This window comes from Clostridium nigeriense (assembly GCF_900086595.1).
Lineage (GTDB): Bacteria > Bacillota > Clostridia > Clostridiales > Clostridiaceae > Clostridium > Clostridium nigeriense.
On sequence record NZ_LT575472.1, the window covers coordinates 210,637 to 234,688 of the forward strand.

Sequence of the window (24,052 nt, forward strand, 5' to 3'; positions counted from 1 at the left end):
GTAGAACGAGCCAACGAGTTACGGTATGTAGCAAGGTTAAGTACTTAAGGTACGGAGCCGAAGGGAAACCGAGTCTTAATAGGGCGACTAGTTGCATGCCGTAGACCCGAAACCGGGTGACCTATCCATGGCCAGGTTGAAGCGGGGGTAAAACCCCGTGGAGGACCGAACCACGTTGCTGTTGAAAAAGCATGGGATGAGCTGTGGATAGCGGAGAAATTCCAATCGAACTCGGAGATAGCTGGTTCTCCTCGAAATAGCTTTAGGGCTAGCGTCGGATATGAGTAATGGAGGTAGAGCACTGAATGGGCTAGGGGGCATATCGCTTACCGAACCTTATCAAACTCCGAATGCCATATACTATTAGTCCGGCAGTCAGACTACGAATGATAAGATCCGTGGTCAAAAGGGAAAAAGCCCAGATCGTCAGCTAAGGTCCCAAAGTGTAAGTTAAGTGGTAAAGGATGTGGGATTTCTAAGACAACTAGGATGTTGGCTTAGAAGCAGCCACTCATTTAAAGAGTGCGTAATAGCTCACTAGTCGAGAGATCCTGCGCCGAAAATGTCCGGGGCTCAAACTTACCACCGAAGCTACGGGCTCAAGATTACTTGAGCGGTAGAGGAGCGTCGTAATCGGGCTGAAGTCGTACCGTAAGGAGCGGTGGACTGATTACGAGTGAGAATGTTGGCATTAGTAGCGAGATGTAAGTGAGAATCTTACAGGCCGAAAATCTAAGGTTTCCTGGGGAAGGCTCGTCCGCCCAGGGTTAGTCGGGACCTAAGCCGAGGCCGAAAGGCGTAGGTGATGGACAATTGGTTGATATTCCAATACCACTATTATCGTTATTATCGATGGTGTGACGGAGAAGGATAGGATGTGCTAGCGATTGGAAATGCTAGTCTAAGCATTTAGGGAGTTAAGATAGGCAAATCCGTCTTAACAATCCTGAGGTGTGATGGGGAAGGTCTTTTAGACTGAAGTATCTGATTCCCTGCTTCCAAGAAAAGCATCTAGAGAGAGAAATAGTGCCCGTACCGCAAACCGACACAGGTAGATGAGGAGAGAATCCTAAGGCCATCGGAAGAATTGCAGTTAAGGAACTAGGCAAATTGACCCCGTAAGTTAGCGAGAAGGGGTGCCTGTGAGAGCAGGCCGCAGAGAATAGGCCCAAGCAACTGTTTAGCAAAAACACAGGTCTCTGCTAAAGCGCAAGCTGATGTATAGGGGCTGACGCCTGCCCGGTGCTGGAAGGTTAAGGGGAACACTTAGCGCAAGCGAAGGTGTGAACTTAAGCCCCAGTAAACGGCGGCCGTAACTATAACGGTCCTAAGGTAGCGAAATTCCTTGTCAGGTAAGTTCTGACCCGCACGAATGGCGTAATGACTTGGGCACTGTCTCAACTGCAAATCCGGCGAAGTTGTAGTGCGAGTGAAGATGCTCGCTACCCGCGATTGGACGGAAAGACCCCGTAGAGCTTTACTGTAGCTTAGCATTGAGTTTCGATATTGTCTGTACAGGATAGGTGGGAGACTGAGAAGCTAGGGCGTCAGCCTTAGTGGAGTCATCCTTGGGATACCACCCTGACAGTATTGGGATTCTAACCGGACGCCATGAAACTGGTGACGGGACATTGTTAGGTGGGCAGTTTGACTGGGGCGGTCGCCTCCTAAAATGTAACGGAGGCGCCCAAAGGTTCCCTCAGAACGGTCGGAAATCGTTCGTAGAGTGCAAAGGCAGAAGGGAGCCTGACTGCGACACCCACAAGTGGAGCAGGGACGAAAGTCGGGCTTAGTGATCCGGTGGTACCTCGTGGGAGGGCCATCGCTCAACGGATAAAAGCTACCTCGGGGATAACAGGCTGATCTCCCCCAAGAGTCCACATCGACGGGGAGGTTTGGCACCTCGATGTCGGCTCGTCGCATCCTGGGGCTGTAGTAGGTCCCAAGGGTTGGGCTGTTCGCCCATTAAAGCGGCACGCGAGCTGGGTTCAGAACGTCGTGAGACAGTTCGGTCCCTATCCGTCGCGGGCGTAGGAAATTTGAGAGGAGCTGTCCTTAGTACGAGAGGACCGGGATGGACTGACCTCTGGTGCACCAGTTGTTCCGCCAGGAGCATAGCTGGGTAGCTAAGTCGGGAAGGGATAAACGCTGAAAGCATCTAAGCGTGAAGCCCCCCTCAAGATGAGATTTCCCATAGCATAAGCTAGTAAGACCCCTTGAAGAACACAAGGTTGATAGGTCAGAGGTGTAAGTGTGGTAACATATTTAGCTGACTGATACTAATAGGTCGAGGGCTTGACCAAAATAAGTTATAAATTCATGTGCAATTTTCAGAGAACACTCTGAAATCTGGTGATGATGGCGTAGAGGAAACACTCCTTTCCATTCCGAACAGGAAAGTTAAGCTCTACAGCGCCGATGGTACTGCATGGGAGACTGTGTGGGAGAGTAGGACGTTGCCAGGTTATTTTTTATGGGGGTATAGCTCAGTTGGGAGAGCACTTGCCTTGCACGCAAGGGGTCAAGGGTTCGAATCCCTTTACCTCCACCAAGCTACGATATAATCGTAGCTTTTTTTGTTTTATAAATAAATTTTATTTAAAAACATATAATTGCTAATAAATATTTATAATGTTATTATTTTTATAGGTAATAATTAAAATGTAATGTAAAAGGTGATTTTAGTGGCTTTATATAGAGTTAAACAATTTATTTGGGGATTTACTTCATTATTTAAAAAAATAGATAGTACGTACTTAACTAAATTTTTAAATGAAGAAGAAATTAAAATTTTTAATACATTAAAACATAATGATAAGCATCATTGTATCAGGGTTTGTAAGGACTCTATAAAAATGAGAAATGATTTAGATATTAATGTTGATATGTATAAATTAGGTAGAGCTGCTCTTTTACATGATGTAGGGAAGAGTGTAAAACACTTATCATTAATAGAAAAGTCAACTTTAGTATTATTGGATAAGTTTACTAAAGGAAAAATAAAAAAATATAACAATATAAAGCAAGTAGATGTTTATTATAATCATCCAAAGATAGGATTAGATATTTTAAAGCATAATGGATTTGAGCATGATAAAGAATTATTAAATATTGTTAGGTATCATCATAGTAGAATAGATAAATTTGATAATGATATGTTAAAAATAATTAAGACTTGTGATGATAAAAATTAGGTTTTGAGGTGGGTTATGAGTTCTAAAAGAAGAAGAGAAGATATTATAAAAATGTTAGTTGAAGAAAATAGAGCAATAAAGGGTACAGAATTAGCTTCATTATTTGGAGTTACAAGACAAATAATAGTTAAGGATATTGCTATATTAAGAGCTGAAGGAAAGAATATTATAGCAACTCCAGATGGGTATATTTATAATAAGGATGTAAATAAAGTAAAATCTATAATTGCAGTTAATCATGAGAGTAATAAAACTATAGAAGAATTAGAAATAGTAGTTAAATATGGTGGAGTAATTGAGGATGTTATTATTGAGCATCCTTTATATGGAGAAATAAGAGGAAATCTAATGATAAAGAACTTAAATGATTTAAATAAGTTTGAAAAGGAATTTAAAAATAAAAAAGCAAAACCCTTATCTAATTTAACTAATGGTATTCATCTTCATACAATAGCAGCTGATAGTGAAGAAGACATAGAATCAATAAAGAAAGAGTTAGATGAAAAGGGATTTTTGTTATAATTATGGGAGGAAAAAACTATGGATTATGATATTCTTATACTAGGTGGTGGAATTATAGGTTGTTCAGTAGCCTATGAATTATCAAAGTATAATTTAAATATAGCGTTAATAGAAAGAGACTATGATATTGCAGATGATATTTCTTTTGTTAATACATCCATAGTATATGATGGATCAGAGACGTCAGATGATGTCATGGCAGGGCTTGAATACATAGGAAATTCTATTATTGAAGAAACATGTAAAAAGTTCAAGGTACCATTTAAAAAAATAGGTGCATTAAGGGTTGTTAATGATGATAATGGAGTAATTAAATTATCAGAAATGCATGATAGAGCAATAAAAAGAGGAATAAAGGGAGTATATTTAATAGATAATAAGGATGTTTATGATATTGAACCTAATATAAATAAAAATATTAAAAAAGGGCTTTATTCAGAAAACATAGGTATAGTAGCTCCATATGATTTAGCAATAGCGTATGCCGAAGTAGCAGCAGATAATGGAGTTATTTTTAAATTAGAAGAAGAAGTTTTAAACATTCAAAATTTATCTAAAGGATTTAGAGTAACAACTAATAAAAATAAGTTTAGTTGTAAAGTAGTTATAAATACAATTCCTCATGAAATTTATATTAAAAAAAATGGTAAAGTAGAAGAAAAAGAAATAGGAAATAAAAAAGCATATTTTAAAAATATGAGTTATCTATTAGTAGATGATAATTATGAAAAAAAATTAAACAAAATAGTAATAGAAACTTTTGATAAAGATACTTTTGTATTAAGTACTCCTACTACTACATCAGGATCTTTAATAGGTATAAAAAGTACAGAAAGAACTAGCTTAAGAGATAATTTATTATATGCTAATAATTTATTACAGGACTTAGAGAAGAATAATATTAATAACCTTTTTAGAGAAACCTATAATAAAGATTCAATGTTAATAGATGATAGCGAAATAGATAAAGGTTATATAAGGATAACTGGAACTCATTATGGAAAAATAACTATATCTCCAGCCATAGCACAAATGATTTGTGATACTATTGTAAATAATTTAAACTGTACTTTAAAAAAGAATTTTATAGATAAAAGAAGAGAAGTCTATAAATTTAGAGAGTTAGGAAAAAGAGAAGCCAATGAAATAATAGCTTTAGATAAAAAGTATGGAAAAATAATATGTGTATGTAATAACATATCAGAGGGGGAAATTGTAGATTGTATAAGAAGACCATTAGGTGCTAGAACCGTAGAAGGTGTTAAGAGAAGAACTGGATCAGGATTTGGAACCTGTCAGGGATCTTATTGTTATGAGAAAATAGTAAATATTCTTGCTAGAGAATTAGATAAAGATATTACAGAAATAGTAGATGATTCTAAAAACTCAAAAATTATTTCAAGTAGAATAAAGGAGTTTGAAGATGTGTAATTTAAATGATAATAACGATAAAGATATATTTACTTCCATAGTTAGAGTCAAGGGGAGCGATAAATATAAGGTAGTTCCTGTAAAATCTAGTAAAAGTGTAGATAGAAGTCTTTGGATAGAATTATCTAAAGTTTTAGGAAGAATTTATATAAGCACCCCAATTGAGGTTGGAGAAATAATATGTAAAAACATTTTAAATACAGGAATTGATATTATCTGTACAAGAGATTTAATAGATGAATAAGTAATCTATTGACATAAATATTGTTTTATAATATATTAAGATTAAATATAATAAAACTGTTGAAGAGGCTAGTAATAGTATTATTAACTTTAAGAGAGTCGATGGTTGGTGTAAATCGATAGTAATATATTATGAATCCACCTCGGAGGGACTACGATGAGTAGTACGGTATAAACCGTTAAATTTTTTAAGTGAATAACAAAGTATTTGTTATTAATTAGGGTGGCAACGCGGAATCTTTCGTCCCTTTTAGGGGAGAAAGGTTCTTTTTTATTTACAAAAATAAGAGAGGAGAAATAGTAATGTTAGATTTAAAATTTGTAAGAGAAAATCCAGAGATAGTTAAGCAAAATATAAGAAATAAGTTTCAAGATAGTAAACTTCCACTAGTAGATGAGGTAATAGAATTAGATAAAAAACTTAGAGAAGCTAAGCAACAAGCTGAAGCATTAAGAGCTGATAGAAATAAATTCTCAAAACAAATTGGAGCTTTAATGGCTCAAGGAAAAAGAGAAGAAGCAGAAGAAATGAAAAAGAAGGTAACTGAAAACTCAGAAAGTTTATCAGCTTTAGAAGTTAAGGAAAATGAATTAGCTGAAAGAGTTAAATCAATAATGATGACTTTACCTAATATAATTGATCCAAGTGTTCCAATTGGAAAAGATGATAGTGAAAATGTAGAAGTAGAACGTTTTGGAGAGCCAAAGGTTCCAGATTTTGAAATTCCATATCACACAGAAATAATGGAAAAGTTAAGTGGATTAGATTTAGATAGTGCTAGAAAAGTAGCAGGAAGTGGATTCTATTATTTAATGGGAAATGTTGCAAGACTACATTCAGCAATAATTTCATATGCTAGAGATTTTATGATAGAGCGTGGATTTACTTATTGTATTCCTCCATATATGATTCGTAGTGAAGTTGTAACAGGAGTTATGAGCTTTGCTGAGATGGATGCTATGATGTATAAAATTGAGGGTGAAGACTTATATTTAATCGGAACAAGTGAACATTCTATGATTGGTAAATACATAGATACTATATTACCTGAAGAATCATTACCACATACTTTAACAAGTTATTCTCCTTGTTTTAGAAAAGAAAAAGGAGCTCATGGAATAGAAGAAAGAGGAGTATATAGAATTCATCAATTTGAAAAACAAGAAATGATTGTTGTATGTAAACCAGAAGAAAGCATGGATTGGTATGAAAAATTATGGGTAAATACGGTAGATTTATTCCGTTCTTTAGATATACCTGTTAGAACTTTAGAATGTTGTTCTGGAGATTTAGCAGATCTTAAAGTTAAATCTGTGGATGTTGAAGCTTGGTCACCAAGACAAAAGAAATATTTTGAAGTAGGAAGTTGTTCAAACTTAGGAGATGCGCAAGCTCGTCGTTTAAAGATTCGTGTAAACTCTAAAGATGGAAAATATTTTGCACATACATTAAACAATACAGTTGTTGCACCACCAAGAATGTTAATAGCATTTTTAGAAAACAACTTAAATGAAGATGGTTCAGTAAATATTCCAACTGCACTTCAACCATATATGGGTAATATGAAGGTAATTAAATAATTTTTTTATTAAAGGCTAAATCTGATAAAGGAAATTTAGCCTTTAATTTCTATACAAATAAGTTTATTTGTTATTTAAGTTAGGTCTATTATTAAATATTTTTAGTAATAAATTATGGAAGAAATAGAATTATATGTTGAGAATAAATAGATTATAATGTAGTAATATAGATATATTAGCACTTTTAAAAAAAATCTTTATATAAAATGTTGACAGAATATTTTTCTGTTGCTATAATCATATTTGTCGTGAGACTGAAATATGGAGAGATGGTCGAGCTGGCTTAAGGCACCGGTCTTGAAAACCGGCGTACCTTTACGGGTACCGTGGGTTCAAATCCCACTCTCTCCGCCAAAGCATCTAGTATTAGGTGCTTTTTTAATTCTTAAATAATTATTGTAAAAATATTTGATAATGATATTTTTACAATATGTATATATATTAAAAACAATAAAAAAATAAAAATAATATTAAAAAAATAAAAAAATTAATTGACAATATATATAGTGGTTGCTATAATAATATTTGTCGCAAGACTGAAATATGGAGAGATGGTCGAGCTGGCTTAAGGCACCGGTCTTGAAAACCGGCGTACCTTTACGGGTACCGTGGGTTCAAATCCCACTCTCTCCGCCATATAACCTTTATAAGAGGGCACATGGAGAAATACTCAAGTGGCTGAAGAGGCGCCCCTGCTAAGGGCGTAGGTCGGGTAACTGGCGCCCGGGTTCAAATCCCGGTTTCTCCGCCAAAAGCATCTAACTTTTGTTAGGTGCTTTTTTTGTAATTACTTTAATAAAAATAAAAATTAAAATGACTAATATTTATGCAGTAGAATAATTTAATAAATTTATATAGCACTATATATTTAATAAATAATAATATGTTATATTAATACTATAGAGGTGATAAAAGGTGAAGGTTACAATAAAGGATGTGGCTAAAGAAGCAAATGTAGCAACATCCACAGTATCTAGAGTTTTATCTAATAGTGATAAAATTAGTGATGAAACAAAGGAAAGAGTAAATAATGCTATAAAGAAGCTAAATTATACTCCTAATGTAGTAGCTAGGGGATTAGCTAATAAAAAAACAAGAATTTTAGCAGTAATACTTCCTAAAGAAGCAGAGGATATATTCTCAAATCCATTCTTTATTCAAGCTATGAAGGGAATAAGTATATGTGCTCAAGAAGAGGATTATTATATAATGTATGGGTTTAATCAAGATAAGGATAATGAAAAAGAATGGTTAAAAAAATTTATAAATAGTAATTTAGTAGATGGATTATGTTTATTAAAGGTTAAGGAAAATGACGAAATAATAGACTATTTAAGAGAAATACAATTTCCATTTGTAGTAATAGGTAGACCAGACAATATAGAAAATATATTGTGGGTAGATAATGATAATACAAAAGCAATGTATGATCTAGTGAGCAAATTGATAAGTTATGGACATAAAGAAATTGGATTTATAGGAGCTAAATCTAAATTAAATGTTTCAAGAGATAGATTAAATGGATATAAAAAAGCCTTGCTAGATAATAATATAGATATAAATAATGAATTAATCTATGAAGGTAGTGATTTTAATAAGGAAACTGGTGAAGTTGGAACAACTATTATATTAGAAAAGTGTAAACCCACAGCAATAGTTGCAACAGATGACTTATTAGCCTTTGGTACTATAGAAGTACTAAATAACATAAAATTAAAAGACATATCTATAGTAGGATTTAATAATATTCAAATATCTGAATATCAAAAGCCAGCTTTAGCATCGGTAGATATTAATGCGGAAAAACTAGGATATTATGCTACAAGTTTAATAATAAACAAATTAGAAGGAAAAGAAACTAATATAAGTTCACATATAATAGAAACAAAGCTTATAGAAAGAGAATCATTAAAGTAATAAATTGAAAAATCATCTAGTGCAAGCGGTTTCACTAGATGCTGAATTATTTAATAAAATGAAGATAAATTAAAATAATGAGCTAAAATAAAGATATACAACATTGTAAACAGTTTCCGTGGATGTTATACTTATTTTAGTGATAATAGAAATAATAAATGTGTAGGGGAGATATTATGGAAAAGAAATATGTGATTGGTGTTGATTTAGGTGGAACCAAAATATGTACGGCTTTAGTTAATTTAGATGGTTCTATAGTAAAAGAGATTACTATTCCAACTGAAGCACATAAGGGCGAGGATGTAGTATTAAATAAAATTTTAAAAACAATAGATGAAGTAATAGAAGGAATAGATATTAATGATATACAATCTATAGGTATAGGTTCTCCAGGACCTTTAGATGTAGAAAAAGGTTTAATAGTATATACCCCTAATTTACCATTTAAAAACTTTAATATAGTTAAGCCAATAGCTGATAAATATAAATTAAACACATACTTAGACAATGATGCTAATGTAGCAACTTTAGGTGAATTCTTATTTGGAGCAGGTAAGGGTAGTAAAAACATGGTATTTATAACAGTTAGTACAGGCATTGGCGGAGGAGCTATAATAAACGGTAGTTTATTTAGGGGAAGCACTTCAAATGCTTTAGAAATAGGTCATGCTACTGTTATGAAGGGTGGACCAAGATGTGGTTGTGGAAACACTGGATGTTCTGAAGCTGTTTCATCAGGAACTGCAATTACTAAAAGAGCAAGAGAAGCTGTGGAAAGTAAAGTAGAGACTTCATTAAAGAATTATGAAGAAGTTACAGCTAAAGAAGTTTTCTTAGAAGCAGAAAGAGGAGATAAGGTATCACAAGATATACTTAATGAGGCTCTATCTTATTTAGGAATTACTGTTACAAATATGGCTAATATATTTGATCCAGATAAGATTGTTATTGGTGGTGGTGTAAGCCAAGCTGGACAAATAGTTTTTGATAAAATAGAAGAAGAAATGTCAAGAAGATGTTTAAGAACTATATATAATCATTGTAAAGTAGAAAAAGCATTATTAGGCGGTAAAGCTGGAGTCTTAGGGGCAGCAGCTTTAGCAATATTAGAGCATAAATAAAAAATATGTGTGTGCATTAGTACACACATATTAAAAAACTATTTGTGCAACCGATTGCGCAAAACTGAAGAGGAGTAAGAGAAATGAAAAAAATTTGGTGGAAAGAGGCAGTAGCATATCAAATATATCCAAGAAGCTTTATGGATTACAATAATGATGGAATAGGTGATTTAAAAGGAATAATATCAAAATTAGATTATATAAAGGATTTAGGGATAGATGTTATATGGATTTGTCCAATGTATAAATCACCAAACGATGATAATGGTTATGATATAAGTGATTATCAAGATATAATGAGTGATTTTGGGAATATGGATGACTTTAATGAGCTTTTAAATGAGGTTCACAAGAGGGATATGAAGTTAATTATAGACTTAGTTATAAATCATACTAGTGATGAACATGAATGGTTTATAGAATCAAAATCATCAAAGAATAATCCAAAAAGAGACTGGTATATTTGGAGAAAAGGTAAAGGTGAATTAGAACCTAATAATTGGGAAAGTATTTTTAAAGGATCTGCTTGGGAATATGATGAAAGCACAGATGAATATTTTTTACACTTATTTTCAAAGAAACAACCAGATTTAAACTGGGAAAATAAAGATGTTAGAAAAGAGTTATATAAAATGATAAATTGGTGGCTTGATAAGGGAATAGACGGATTTAGAGTTGATGCCATAAGTCATGTAAAAAAGGAAAACGGTTTAAAAGATATGCCAAATCCTAATAATGAGAGATATGTAAGTTCTTTTGAAAAACATATGAATGTTGAAGGAATACATGAACTTTTAGATGAATTAAATGAGAATACATTTTCTAAATATGACATTATGACTGTTGCAGAAGCAAATGGAGTAAATGCAGAGCATGCAGAAGAGTGGGTTGGAGATGAAAATGGTAAGTTTAATATGGTATTCCAGTTTGAACATTTAGATTTATGGAATAATGAAGATGATCAAGAATTTAATGTTAAAGAATGTAAGGATATATTAACTAGATGGCAATACGGACTTCATAATAAGGGATGGAATGCATTATTTATTGAAAATCATGATATACCAAGAGCAGTATCAACTTGGGGAGATGATAAAAATTATTGGAAAGAAAGCTCTACTGCATTAGGGTTAATGTACTTTATGCAACAAGGAACACCTTTCATATACCAAGGGCAAGAAATTGGTATGACAAATGTTAAATATAAAAGTATTAATGACTATAATGATATAAAAAGTGTAGGCATCTACAATGATATGATAGAAAAAGGCATTGATAAAGATAAGGCGTTAAGGCATCTGTGGGCTGTTTCTAGAGATAATGCAAGAACACCAATGCAGTGGAATAATTCTATTAATGGTGGATTTTCTAGTTCAAATCCTTGGATTAAAATAAACCCTAATTACACAGAGATAAATGTTGAAAATCAATTAAGTAATGAAGATTCTATCCTTAATTTTTATAAAAAAATGATAAAAATAAGAAAAGAAAATGAAGCTCTAATATATGGAGAATATAAATTAATTTTAGAAGATGATGAAAGTATATATTCATATATAAGAGAGTTCGATAATAAGAGATTTATTATTATGACTAACCTTACAGGAAAGCATGTAGAGTTTAAATATGAAAAAGAATTATTAAAATATGAAAAATTATTATTATCAAATTATAAGGTTGAAGCTCATAGTGACATTACTAACGTACTATTAAAACCATATGAAGCAAGATTGTATAAATTAAAGTAATAAAAAAGGAGAAAAGAAATGAGTAAAACATCAAAAAAAGGAAAATTAATATCATTTGATTTTTGGCAAAAGTTTGGTAAGGCATTATTAGTAGTAGTTGCTGTTATGCCAGCAGCAGGGGTTATGATATCTATTGGTAAGTTAATAGGAATGTCATCTGACATAACAATGATAGATACAATAGCTAGGGTTATGGAAGACATAGGTTGGGCTATAATTGGGAATTTACATGTATTATTTGCAGTAGCAATAGGTGGATCATGGGCTAAGGAAAGAGCTGGTGGTGCATTTGCTGGATTACTATCATTTATTTTAATTAATAGGATAACTGGAGCTATATTTGGAGTAAGCTCAGATATGTTAACAAATACAACAGCAACAGTTAAATCATTATTTGGTGCTGATTTAGTAGTAGGAAATTATTTTACTAGTATTTTAGGTGCTCCTGCACTTAACATGGGGGTTTTTGTAGGTATAATAGCAGGGTTCTTAGGAGCTGCTTTATATAATAAATATTATAATTTCAATAAACTACCAAAAGCTTTAGACTTCTTTAATGGTAAGAGATTTGTTCCATTTGTAGTTATTTTAGGTTCAACAGTTACAGCTGTAATTTTAGCAATAGTATGGCCATTCATACAAGGATTATTGAATGCTTTTGGAGTTTGGCTTGCTGAATCAAAGGATACAGCACCTATATTAGCACCATTTGTATACGGTTCACTAGAACGTTTACTATTACCTTTTGGCTTACATCATATGTTGACAGTGCCAGTAAATTATACAGAACTAGGTGGAGTTTATACTACATTAACTGGATCAGCAGCAGGTACAATGGTAGCAGGCCAGGATCCATTATGGTTAGCATGGATAGGTGACTTAATTAACTTAAAAGATGCAGGGAATATGGTTGAATACAATAATTTATTAAATAGTGTTGTGCCAGCAAGATTCAAAGCAGGACAAGTAATATTATCTACAGCATCACTTTTAGGTATAGCTTTTGCAATGTATAAGAATGTTGAATCAGATAAAAAGAGCAAATACAAATCAGTATTCTTCTCAGCTGCTATTGCAGTATTTTTAACTGGTGTAACAGAGCCAATTGAATTTATGTTTATGTTTGTATCACCAATATTATATGTAGTATATGCAATAATAACAGGTTTAGGATTTGCTTTAGCTGATGTTATACAATTAAGAGTACACTCATTTGGATTAATTGAATTATTAACAAGAACTCCAATGATGGTTCATGCAGGTTTAATAAGAGACTTAATTAACTTTGTAATTTCATGCTTAGTATTCTTTGGATTAAACTATGGTATATTTAATATATTAATAAAGAAATTTAATATACCAACTCCAGGACGTAATGGAAACTATATAGAATCAGAAATAGAAGATTCAAAGATAGGAATAAAAAATGATATAACACAAAATGATTTACAAGCAGTAAAAATAATATCATTATTAGGTGAAAAAGATAATATAGAAGATATTGATGCTTGTATGACAAGGTTAAGAGTTACAGTAAAAGATATAAACTTAGTTGCAAATGAAGCTGAATGGAAGAAGAATGGAGCTTTAGGACTTATCATTAGAGATAAAGGCGTTCAAGCTATATATGGCCCAAAAGCAGATGTTTTAAAATCAAATATACAAGATATATTAGGAGTTTAATATGAGGTTATTAACACTTAATTGTCACTCATGGATGGAAGAGGAACAAAGAAGTAAAATTAAATACTTAGCAAAAGTAATAAAAGAAAAACAATTTGATGTTATAACTCTTCAAGAAGTTAGTCAAAGTATAGAAAGTAAATTTATAAATAAAAATATAAAAGAAGATAACTTTGTACATTTATTAAATGAAGAACTAAAAAAAATAGGTGAAGATAGCTATAAGTATATTTGGGATTTTTCGCATATTGGATATGATATATATGAAGAAGGATTAGCTATTCTAACAAAGCATAATATTGAAAGCTATGAAAGCTTCTATATAACTAAAAGCGATGATACTTTTTTTTATAAAAGCAGAAAAATAATAAAGGCTAATATAAATATAAATAAAGAAAAAATAAGTTTTTTTACTTGCCATTTGGGTTGGTGGGGAGATACGGATGAACCTTTTAGAAATCAAGTAGATAACCTTATAAGTAAAATAAATAATAAGAGTTTTATTATGGGAGACTTCAATAATGATGGATTTATAAAAGGAGAGGGTTATGATTATCTATTAAGTAAGGGATTAATAGATACTTATAATCTAGCAATTGAAAAGGACTGTGGTATAACTGTAGAAGGAGAAATTGCAGGCTGGGAAGGGAAAAAAGAAAATAAGCGTCTTGATATAATATTTACAACGGAAGATATTAGAGTTTTAAAATCTAATGTAATATTTAATGGTAAAAATAAAGAAGTTATATCAGATCATTATGGAGTAGAAATAGAAATATAGTTTTAAAGAGCCAAATTCAATAAAGTTTGGCTCTTTTTATTTTTTTATTATTAACTTAGTTCTATAATAAAGGTATAACAATAAAAGACTAAGGGAGATGCGTAAAATGCTATATGGAGAAAAAATATATATGAGAGATCCGGTAAGAGAAGATATAGAGGCATTATACGATACTTGTGCAGATGAGGATGTTTTAAAATATAACGGATTATCTACAGGGGTTATGACTAAGGAATATATAAATAGCCAGTTTCACCATTTAACAAAGCCAAATAAAAAAGAAATGGTAATAGTAACTAATTCTAGCGATTTGATTGGATATGTTTATTATAAAGAAAATAGTTATACTAGAGATGTGTACTCTATTGGAATAACTATAGGAAAAGAATTTTGGAATAAAGGGTATGGATTTGATTCTATAAGGACATTATGTTCATACTTATTTAATAGCAGACAAGCTCATAAGGTAGAATTAGAAGTTGTTATTGAAAACAAAAGAGCAATTAATTGTTACAGAAAATGTGGATTTAAGGATGAAGGTATAAGAAGGAGTAAGTACTATTATGACGGAAAATACTTAGATACTTTAGTAATGGGATTACTAAGAGAAGAATTTATTTAGGGCTATGGGGAATAATTAAGATATTAAATAATAGGAGGTTTGTATGGGAATTAGATTTATTTTCGGTAGAGCTGGTACTGGAAAAAGCAGATTTTGTTTAGAACAAATTAAGAAAAAAATAGAAAATAACAATGATACGAATAAGCTAATTTTAATAGTGCCAGAACAATATACTTTTGATACAGAAAAAAAGTTTTTAGATATAGTAAAAGAAAAAGGATTTTTAAGAGGAGAAGTATTAAGCTTTAAGAGAATGGCTCACAGAGTATTTGAAGAATGTGGAGGAAGAAATGATTTAAGGATAAGTGATTCAGGTAGAAATATGCTTATTTATAAACTTCTTAAAGATAAGGGAGATGAACTTCAATACTTTAATAGAATGTCAAAAGAGCATGGTTTTTCTTCTGTAGTTTCTAAAATTATAACGGAATTTAAAAAATATAATATTTCCACGGAAATGTTAGGGACTAGTGAAGAGGAAATTTATGATGAAGAATTGAAAAAGAAGATGAGTGATTTAAAGATAATTTATCATGATTTTAATGAAATACTTCATAAAAGATTTATAGATTCTGATGATGAATTAACTTTATTAGCAGAAAAGCTTACAGAGTGTAATATTTATGATGGTTCGGAAATATGGATAGATGAGTTTACTACATTTACACCTCAACAGTTAGAAGTTATTAAAATCTTAGCTAAGAGAGCTAAGACATTAAATATTACTTTATGTAGTGATAGCTTAGGCGGTGGAAATGATGTAGATTATACAGATATATTTGATGCAATAAGGAACACTGAAAATTCTATATTAAATATTATGAAGGACGGAAATATATCTTATTTAGAACCTATTGATTTAAATAAGGGATATTCTTATAGATTTTTAGGGAGTGAAGATCTTCAGCACTTGGAAAGACATTTTTTCACTTATCCTTTTAAGCCTTATAAAGGCAAGGCTAATAATGTAAGATTATATAAAGCTAATAATAGTTATGAGGAGATAGAAACAGTAGCTAAAGATATATTGGTTATGGTAAGAGACAAGGGATATAGATATAAAGATATAGCTGTTATTTGCAGAAACATTGATGAATATGAAAAGATAGCTACAGTTATATTTAACGATTATAATATTCCATTTTTCTTAGATAAGAAAAGACAAATCTTAGATAATCCATTAGTAGTATTGATAATTTCATCTTTAGAAATATTATCAAGCAATTGGTCTTATGAAAGTGTATTTAAATACTTAAAAAGTGGATTAGTTAATATAGAAGAAAAATATATAGATATACTTGAAAACTATGTTTTAGCTAATGGAATAAAGGGATATAAATGGACTAAAGATCTCTATGATAGAGATGATATAAAAGAGGATGAAAATATAGTTTTAGAAATTATGGAGGAAATTAGGGCACCTTTAATGAAACTTCATAAAAATATAAAACAAAATACTTCAGTTAAAGAAATAGCTATTAATCTTTATGAATTTTTAGTTGAATTAAATGTATTTAAAACATTAGAAAATTGGCTAGAGGAATTTAATGAATTAGGTTATCAAGACAAGATTAAAGAATATATTCAAGTTCCAGAAATGGTTATGGATATATTAGACCAATTAGTTGAGGTTCTTGGAGATGAAGTCATAGATATAAAAGAATTTACTAAGATTCTTATATCAGGATTTGAAGAAAAAGAAATAGGGGTAATTCCTATGGCTTTAGATCAAGTTAACATTGGTGATATATCTAGGGTTAAAGGAAGAGATATAAAGGCAGTATACTTAATAGGAGTAAATGATGGAGTGATTCCTGCAGTTAATAAGGATGAAGGAATAATAAGTGATAGAGAAAGAGATATGCTAAGAGATATAGGAATAAAATTAGCTTCTGATACTAAAAGTAGAGCATTTGAAGAGCAGTTTATAGTTTATACAGCTTTAACAATTGCCTCAGAGTATTTAATGATAACTTTCCCTATGGCAGACTTTGAGGGAAAATCCTTAAGGCCATCTATAATTATTCCAAGGATAAAGAAGGTATTACCTAATGTTATTGAGGAAAGTGAAATATATAATTTAAGAGATAAGAATGATAAGTTTAGTAAAATAACAGCACCACTTCCTACTTTTAATGAGCTTATTTCAGCTTTAAGAATGGAATTTGAAAAAGAAGAGGTAGATGAATATTGGGCTGAAGCATTTAAATGGTTTGAAAACAATGAAATTTTTAGAAGTAAAGCTAATAGAATGTTTAAGGGATTAACTTATACTAATCTAGTAGAGAAGGTTCCTAGAGATAAAATAAAAAGACTTTATCAGTTAGAAAATAAGAAGCTTGTGTTTAATATATCTAGAATAGAAAAGTATGCTCAATGTCCTTTCTCTTATTATGTTCAATATGGGCTAAAAGCAAAAGATAGAAAAGTATATGAATTCTCAGCTCCTGATTTAGGGTCTTTTATGCATAATGTATTAGATGATTTTACTAATACTGTTAGAAATGAGAAAATAGCGTGGTCAGAATTAAATAAAGAAAAGTGTAAGGTTATAGTTAATGAATTAGTTAATAAAAGATTAGAAAATGATACTAACTCAATATTAAATAGTACAAAGAAATATAAATATTTTGCAGATAGATTTAAAAGAACTATAACAAAATCTGTTATGGTTATTTCAGAGCAGATGAGAAAAGGACGTTTTGAAGTATTTAAAAATGAATTTGAATTTGGTGGATTTAAAGATGGAGAACCTATAAAGATAGAGCTTCCATCTAAAGAAACTGTGTACTTAGTTGGTAGAGTTGATAGAATAGATACTTTAGATTTAGATGGTAATACTTATATAAAGGTAGTTGACTATAAATCTGGGAATAAGAAATTTAATTTAACAGAAGTATATTATGGGCTTCAAATACAGCTTTTAGTATATTTAGATGCTCTTATTAAAAATTCAAAATACTTATTAGAAAAGCAAGCCATGCCAGGAGCAATTTTATATTTTAAAATAGATGATCCAATAATTAAGTCTAAAAAGCAGCTTACAGAAGAAGAAATTAAAGAAAATATATTAAAAGAATTAAAAATGAGTGGATTATTACTTAAAGATATAAATGTAGTTAAGGCTATGGATAGTGATATAGAATCTGCGTATTCATTAATTATTCCAGCAGCAATAAAGAAGGATGGAAACTTTACAGCAACTAGCTCAGTTGTTACTGAGGAACAATTCGATATATTAAGAAAGTATGTAAATGATAAGATGGCAGAGCTTTGTGAAGAAATGTTGAGTGGAGAAATTAAAATAGCTCCATGTAAGAATAATAACACTCCATATTGTGATTATTGTGACTACTCATCTATATGTCAATTTGATACTTCTATAGAAAATAATAAATATAAGATAGTATTAAAAAAGAGTAATGAAGAAGCCTGGAAGTTAATAAAGGATGAGGTAGAGAAGGGAGGTAATGTTTAGGTTATGGGAAGTACTAAATGGACTGAAGATCAGCTTAAAGCTATAAATACAAGAAATTGTAATCTTCTAGTAGCTGCTGCAGCAGGATCTGGAAAAACAGCAGTATTAGTAGAAAGGATTATAAGAATTATTACTAATGAAGATAATCCAATAGATATAGATAGACTTTTAGTAGTTACTTTTACTTCAGCAGCTGCTGCTGAAATGAGAGAAAGAATAGCAGATGCTATATCTAAAGCTTTAGAAGTTAATCCTAATTCTAAAGTATTACAAAGACAATTAACACTTTTAAGTCGGGCAAACATTACAACTATGCATTCATTTTGCTTAGATGTTATAAAAAATTACTATCACATTATTAATTTAGATCCTACTTTCAGAATAGCTGATGAAACAGAAAATACATTACTAAAATTAGAAGTAATTAATGATATGTTTGAAGACTATTATGAAAATGAGGATGAGGACTTTAAAAGGTTAATAGATGCATATAGCACTTCTAGAGATGATGAAAGATTAAAAGAAATAATATTAGATTTATATAGATTTTCTATGAGTGGACCATGGCCAGAAGAATGGCTTAGAGATAGTGCAGAAAGTTTTAATATAGAAACTATTGAAGATTTAAATGAAACTGTCTGGATTAAGGTATTAAAAGAAACTATAGCTATTGAGGTTTCAGGGTATATAAAGATTTTAGGAAAGGCATTAGATTTAATAAAGTCAACAGAAGGTTTAGAACCCTATGAAGCTACCTTTAATGATGAAATAAATATGTTTAATGGTGTTTTAGAAGCATTAAATTATGGAATTAGAGAACTTTATAGTGAAGTTAGTAAAATAAGTTTTGGTAGGCTAAAATCAGTTAAAAAGGATAAGGTCTCAGATGTAGAAAGTTTAGAAATAGTAAAATCTATAAGAGATAGTATTAAGAAAAAATGTGCTAAATTAGTTGAAGATAGCTTTTCTATGACTGTAGAAGATGCTTTAAATGGAATAAAAAACTCTTATCCATATATGAAAATGATAAGTAAGCTAACCTTAGATTTTATAAATAGATTTAAGAAAAAGAAAAGAGAAAGAAATCTATTGGACTTTAATGATTTAGAACATTTATGTTTAAAGATACTTATTAGTAATGATGAAGAAGGAAATATAAATCCATCAAGTGTATCAGAAGGCTTTAGAGAATATTTTGATGAGGTTCTTGTAGATGAATACCAAGATTCTAACAATGTTCAAGAAGCTATTATAGATTTAGTTTCAAGAAAAAGTTTAGAGAATCCTAATGTATTTATGGTTGGAGATGTTAAGCAAAGTATATATAGATTTAGGCAAGCAAAGCCAGAGTTATTTTTAGAAAAATATAATAGTTACCCATTAGAAGATGGAAGTTTAAATAGAAAAATACAGTTATATAAAAACTTTAGAAGTAGGGAAGAAGTTATTAATGGAGTTAATTATATTTTTAAAGAAGTAATGTCTAAGACTGTTGGTGAGCTTGAATATAATGATGAAGAAGCTTTAAACTTAGGGGCTAGCTATAAGGAAAATGAAGATGAAAATACATTTGTAGCAGGGCCCATTGAGCTTCATATTTTAGATAAGTCAGGTAATAAGGATATACCAGAAGAAGATAAAATAGAAGAGGTTAATTTAACCGATTCAGATATATCAGATATAGAAGAGGAAGAAGATGTAGATGCAATAACTCTTGAGGCAAGAATAGTTGCAAGAAGAATAAAAGAATTATTGAACCCTGATATTAATACAGGAAAAATATTTAAGGTTTTAGATAAGGAAACAGGAGAATATAGGCCTCTTAAATATAAAGATATAGTAATTTTATTAAGAGCAACAAAAAATTGGTCTGAAATATTTTTAGAGGAATTAGGATATGAAGGAATACCTATTTACGCTGATACTGGAACAGGATATTTTGAAACTATAGAAATTAGAACAATAATGTCTTTATTAAAAATAATAGATAATCCAATGCAAGATGTACCTATGATTTCTGTTTTAAGATCTCCTTTAGTTGGATTTACAGCAGAAGAACTAGGAGATATTAGACTTTTAAATAAGGAAAAATACTTCTATGAAATTATAAGTGATGTTTCTGAAGATGCTTATGAAGTAAATGAAGAACTTAAATATAAATGCAAAATGTTTATTAATAATTTAAAAAAGTGGAGAAAAAAATCTATATATACACCTATAGATGAGTTTATATGGTATTTATATATGGATACTGCTTACTATGGTTATGTAGGAGCTATGCCAAATGGAAAGTTAAGACAAGCGAATTTAAAAATATTATTCCAAAGAGCTAAGCAATTCGAACAAACAAGCTTTAAGGGATTGTTTAATTTTATAAACTTTATTAATAAGCTAAGAAACTCCTCAGGGGATATGGGAAGTGCAAAGGTTCTTGGAGAAAATGAAGATGTTGTTAGAATAATGAGTATTCATAAAAGTAAGGGACTTGAATTTCCAGTAGTATTTACTTCTGGATTTGGAAAGCAATTTAATTTAATGGATTTAAATAAATCAATTCTTTATCATGATGATTTAGGATTAGGACCTGATTATGTGGATTTAGAAAGAAGAAATTCTTATAGTACCTTAGCAAAAGAAGCTATAAAAAAGAAGATATTATTTGAAACACTATCAGAAGAGATGAGAATTCTCTATGTTGCCTTTACAAGAGCTAAAGAAAAATTAATTATTACAGGTGCCACAAGAGATTTAGAAAAATCTATTTCTAGATGGATGTCAGCAGCTTCTATAGATGATGAAATAGTTCCACCATCAGAAGTACTTAAGGGAAAAAGCTATTTAGATTGGATTGGAATGGCCATTTGTAAACATAGAGATGGAGAAAACTTAAGAAATTATATAGGTTCTACAAACAGTTTAATTGTTAATGATTTTTCCACATGGAAGGTTAAAATGTGGAGTAAAAATGACTTAACTGTGGAAAAAGATGAAGTGGCTGTGGATGAAAATAGTGAAGATGAATTATTTATTCATTCACATGTAAATTATATTGATAAAGAAATAAGAAGAAGATTAGATTATGAATATAAATATAGCTTAGCTAGTGGATTACCTAGTAATGTGTCTGTTTCTGACTTAAAGAGATCGCTTTATGAAAATGAAGATGATGATGTTCTAACTGTTAATATATTTAAAGATAAGGAAGTAATAAAACCTAAATTCCTTCAAGAAAAGAAAGGTTTATCAGCATCAGAAAGAGGTACAGCTGTACACTTTATAATGCAGAAGTTAAATTTAGAAAAAGTTCATACTAGAGATGAAATAAAAGAACAAATAAATGAGATGAAAAATAATAATTTACTTTCTGAAGATGAAGTTAAGGCTGTGGATAAAATTAATTTCCTGGGTTTTTTCAGAAGTAATTTAGGAAAAAGAATGTTAAGTGCATATAATGAAAATAGGTTAGTAAAAAGAGAGCTTCCTTTCTATACAGAAATAAGTAGTTTAAATATTGATAGTACATTACCAGAAAAACTTTACGGAAAAGAAAACGTAAGACTTCAAGGAATAATAGATTGTATATTTGAAGAAGAGGATGGAATAGTATTATTAGATTATAAGACAGACTATGTAGTAGAAGGAATGGAAGAAGAAATTATAGAAAAATATAGAGTACAGTTAAAATACTATAAAGATGCAGTTGAAAAAATAACAGGTAAAAAGGTTAAGGAAAGCTACCTATATTTATTTGGACTAGGAAAAGAAGTAATTATATAATGTAAAAATAAGGCTCTATTTTAAACTGATGTTGATAATATAAAAAAAGTGGATAATAATTATCCACTTTTAATTTGCAATAGATCAAAATTTTGTATAAAAAGATTCTTTATTACTTGTGAATAAAATATATTCTAGAATTATTTTAATTTTTATCATCTAATTTACTTAAAATAATATCTACTTTCCTATCTAACTCTTTATTTCTATTAATAAAACTCTTAATACCTTTTATTGCTTTATATAATAGTATTATGATAGCGATTAATATAGAAAAGTTAATGATAGTAGCAAGAATAGCAAAAATATTAATATCTATTTTCATTTTAAATACTCCCTTATAAATTTAATAGTCAATTAAATATAAAAATAATTTCTAAAAGTATACAATTTGCTTTATTAGTGAGTAAATTTATTCTCTAGTTTGTAATATAATACAATTGTTTAATAACATATATTTTTATTATATATCTATTTAGGTTATAATCCCATAATATAAAAGTATAATGTTTAACATTTTATATTTTAAAGATTAAAATTAGTCTTTGCTAATTTTAAAAGTTCTTCTTTTGAATTTAATTCTGGATTTTCTAAAACTTTATTTAAAAGAAAACTTAATATATCCCCAATTATTTTTCCAGGTTTTAAATTGAACTCATATATTAAATTTTCCCCAGTAATATCTAGGTCTTTAATTAATAAAGGTTCATTATTTTCTATAATTTCACTTGCTAATTTTTCAGTGTAGGCCACTTTTTCTAAAAATACTTTTGGATTATCTAAAGAATTTATATCAGCCCTTTGAAGTTTAAATAATAAATTAATATTATTTTTACCAACATCAATTAATAACTTTTTAACTTCATATTTAGTAGGCATAGTATTAACATTTAACACTAAGTGGTGCTCTATTAACTTTGAAACTATTTTTATAGTATTATTATCAAATCTTAGTTTTAAAAGAATTTTTTTACTCATTAAAGAGCCTTCAATACTATGTCCAGGAAAACCATAGAAGCTTCCATTATTAAAAGAAGTTAGAGTTTTTAATTTTCCTACATCATGTAAAAGAGCAGATAGTCTTAGTATTAAATTGCTTTCAGTATTATTAATAACATTTAAGGTATGCTCAAATACATTTCTATTATGATTAGTACACTTAGGTGAAAAATCAACTAGGGAATTTATGTCTGGAAGGATTAACTCTAATAAATTTGTATCCTTCAAAAGCTCTAAACCTTTTGATGGATTAGGTGAAATTAATATTTTACAAATTTCATCTCGAATTCTTTCAAAACTTATATTTTCAATTAATTTATAATTATTTTTAATAGCAGTATAAGTATTATCCTCAATATCAAAAGATAATTGACAACTAAATCTTATAGCACGGAGCATCCTTAAAGCATCTTCTTTAAATCTCTTATCAGGATTACCAACACATCTAATTATTTTGTTTTTAAGGTCATTAGTTCCATTGAAATAATCTATTAAACCATTAGTTGAGTTATAAGCTAAGGCATTTATAGTAAAATCTCTTCTAGACAAATCTTCTTTTATATCTGTTACAAAATCAACAGATGATGGTCTTCTATTATCTAAGTAACTTCCTTCAGTTCTAAAGGTAGTAACCTCATAAGGATTATTATTTATAAGAACTGTAATAGTTCCATGTTTTAAACCCGTAGGGATAGTCTTTTTAAAAAGAGAAATAGTTTCTTCTGGTTTAGCAGATGTAGTTATATCATAATCCTTAGGATTAACCCCTAAAAGACTGTCTCTAACACAGCCTCCTACCATATAGGCCTCATATCCATTTTTATAAAAATTATTAATTATAAATTCTACTTCCTTTGGAATATTTATTTTCATTGTTAACCTACCTTTTAAATTTTATATAAATAATCATATCATATAATGAAAATTTAAGTTTAAAATAACATGCTATTTATAT

Annotated in this window: 15 protein-coding genes, 4 tRNA genes, 2 rRNA genes and 1 other annotated feature (1 of these 22 cut by a window edge); of the genes, 19 read left to right on the forward strand and 2 right to left on the reverse strand. The window is 30.0% G+C overall.

Annotated features, from left to right (window positions below; translation table 11 throughout):
* From BN6774_RS01300 to addA, 19 genes are all read left to right on the forward strand, one after another.
* A 23S ribosomal RNA gene (locus tag BN6774_RS01300) occupies positions 1-2,303 on the forward strand (it extends 602 nt beyond the left edge of the window).
* Between the two features lie 45 nt (positions 2,304-2,348).
* Positions 2,349-2,465: ribosomal RNA gene (gene rrf / locus BN6774_RS01305) — 5S ribosomal RNA — on the forward strand.
* Positions 2,466-2,475: 10 nt separating this feature from the next.
* Positions 2,476-2,551, forward strand: a tRNA-Ala gene (locus BN6774_RS01310).
* A gap of 133 nt (positions 2,552-2,684) precedes the next feature.
* Positions 2,685-3,194 carry an HD domain-containing protein gene (locus tag BN6774_RS01315; RefSeq protein ID WP_066889327.1) on the forward strand — a complete coding sequence of 170 codons (510 nt, stop codon included), beginning with the start codon at positions 2,685-2,687 and terminating at the stop codon, positions 3,192-3,194.
* Between the two features lie 15 nt (positions 3,195-3,209).
* The gene (locus BN6774_RS01320) at positions 3,210-3,716 is read left to right on the forward strand and encodes a transcription repressor NadR (RefSeq protein WP_066889329.1); all 507 of its coding nucleotides are present in this window, start codon (positions 3,210-3,212) and stop codon (positions 3,714-3,716) included.
* Positions 3,717-3,734: 18 nt separating this feature from the next.
* Positions 3,735-5,147: an FAD-dependent oxidoreductase gene (locus BN6774_RS01325; RefSeq protein ID WP_066889331.1), complete on the forward strand. Its 1,413-nt coding sequence runs from the start codon at positions 3,735-3,737 to the stop codon at positions 5,145-5,147.
* A complete protein-coding gene (locus BN6774_RS01330; RefSeq protein WP_066889333.1) occupies positions 5,140-5,391 on the forward strand; it encodes a DUF1667 domain-containing protein in 252 nt (83 codons plus the stop codon). Before BN6774_RS01325 ends, BN6774_RS01330 begins: the two co-directional genes overlap by 8 nt.
* Before the next feature lie 50 nt (positions 5,392-5,441).
* Positions 5,442-5,642 (forward strand) — a binding site (T-box leader).
* Between the two features lie 51 nt (positions 5,643-5,693).
* Positions 5,694-6,971: a serine--tRNA ligase gene (gene serS / locus BN6774_RS01335; RefSeq protein ID WP_066889335.1), complete on the forward strand. Its 1,278-nt coding sequence runs from the start codon at positions 5,694-5,696 to the stop codon at positions 6,969-6,971.
* A gap of 263 nt (positions 6,972-7,234) precedes the next feature.
* A tRNA-Ser gene (locus tag BN6774_RS01340) sits at positions 7,235-7,325 on the forward strand.
* Between the two features lie 191 nt (positions 7,326-7,516).
* Positions 7,517-7,607 (forward strand) — tRNA-Ser (locus BN6774_RS01345).
* Between the two features lie 24 nt (positions 7,608-7,631).
* Positions 7,632-7,722, forward strand: a tRNA-Ser gene (locus BN6774_RS01350).
* 164 nt (positions 7,723-7,886) lie between these two features.
* A complete protein-coding gene (locus BN6774_RS01355; protein WP_066889337.1) occupies positions 7,887-8,888 on the forward strand; it encodes a LacI family DNA-binding transcriptional regulator in 1,002 nt (333 codons plus the stop codon).
* Between the two features lie 176 nt (positions 8,889-9,064).
* A complete protein-coding gene (locus BN6774_RS01360; RefSeq protein WP_066889339.1) occupies positions 9,065-10,009 on the forward strand; it encodes an ROK family protein in 945 nt (314 codons plus the stop codon).
* An 83-nt stretch (positions 10,010-10,092) separates the two neighbouring features.
* Complete coding sequence (locus BN6774_RS01365; protein WP_066889341.1) at positions 10,093-11,757, forward strand: alpha-glucosidase; 1,665 nt, start codon at positions 10,093-10,095, stop codon at positions 11,755-11,757.
* 18 nt (positions 11,758-11,775) lie between these two features.
* The gene (locus tag BN6774_RS01370) at positions 11,776-13,440 is read left to right on the forward strand and encodes a PTS transporter subunit IIBC (RefSeq protein ID WP_066889343.1); all 1,665 of its coding nucleotides are present in this window, start codon (positions 11,776-11,778) and stop codon (positions 13,438-13,440) included.
* Between the two features lies 1 nt (position 13,441).
* Positions 13,442-14,221 carry an endonuclease/exonuclease/phosphatase family protein gene (locus tag BN6774_RS01375; RefSeq protein ID WP_066889345.1) on the forward strand — a complete coding sequence of 260 codons (780 nt, stop codon included), beginning with the start codon at positions 13,442-13,444 and terminating at the stop codon, positions 14,219-14,221.
* Positions 14,222-14,327: 106 nt separating this feature from the next.
* Positions 14,328-14,843, forward strand: a complete 516-nt coding sequence (locus BN6774_RS01380) for a GNAT family N-acetyltransferase (RefSeq protein ID WP_066889347.1) — start codon at positions 14,328-14,330, stop codon at positions 14,841-14,843.
* 43 nt (positions 14,844-14,886) lie between these two features.
* A complete protein-coding gene (gene addB / locus BN6774_RS01385; protein WP_066889349.1) occupies positions 14,887-18,321 on the forward strand; it encodes a helicase-exonuclease AddAB subunit AddB in 3,435 nt (1,144 codons plus the stop codon).
* A gap of 3 nt (positions 18,322-18,324) precedes the next feature.
* Positions 18,325-22,098, forward strand: coding sequence for a helicase-exonuclease AddAB subunit AddA (addA, locus tag BN6774_RS01390; protein ID WP_066889351.1), 3,774 nt, complete (start codon positions 18,325-18,327; stop codon positions 22,096-22,098).
* Between the two features lie 145 nt (positions 22,099-22,243).
* Here addA and BN6774_RS01395 read toward each other — a convergent pair whose 3' ends face one another.
* Positions 22,244-22,423: a hypothetical protein gene (locus BN6774_RS01395; RefSeq protein ID WP_066889353.1), complete on the reverse strand. Its 180-nt coding sequence runs from the start codon at positions 22,421-22,423 to the stop codon at positions 22,244-22,246.
* 200 nt (positions 22,424-22,623) lie between these two features.
* Positions 22,624-23,970, reverse strand: coding sequence for a CCA tRNA nucleotidyltransferase (locus tag BN6774_RS01400; protein WP_066889355.1), 1,347 nt, complete (start codon positions 23,968-23,970; stop codon positions 22,624-22,626).
* Between the last annotated feature and the right edge of the window lie 82 nt (positions 23,971-24,052).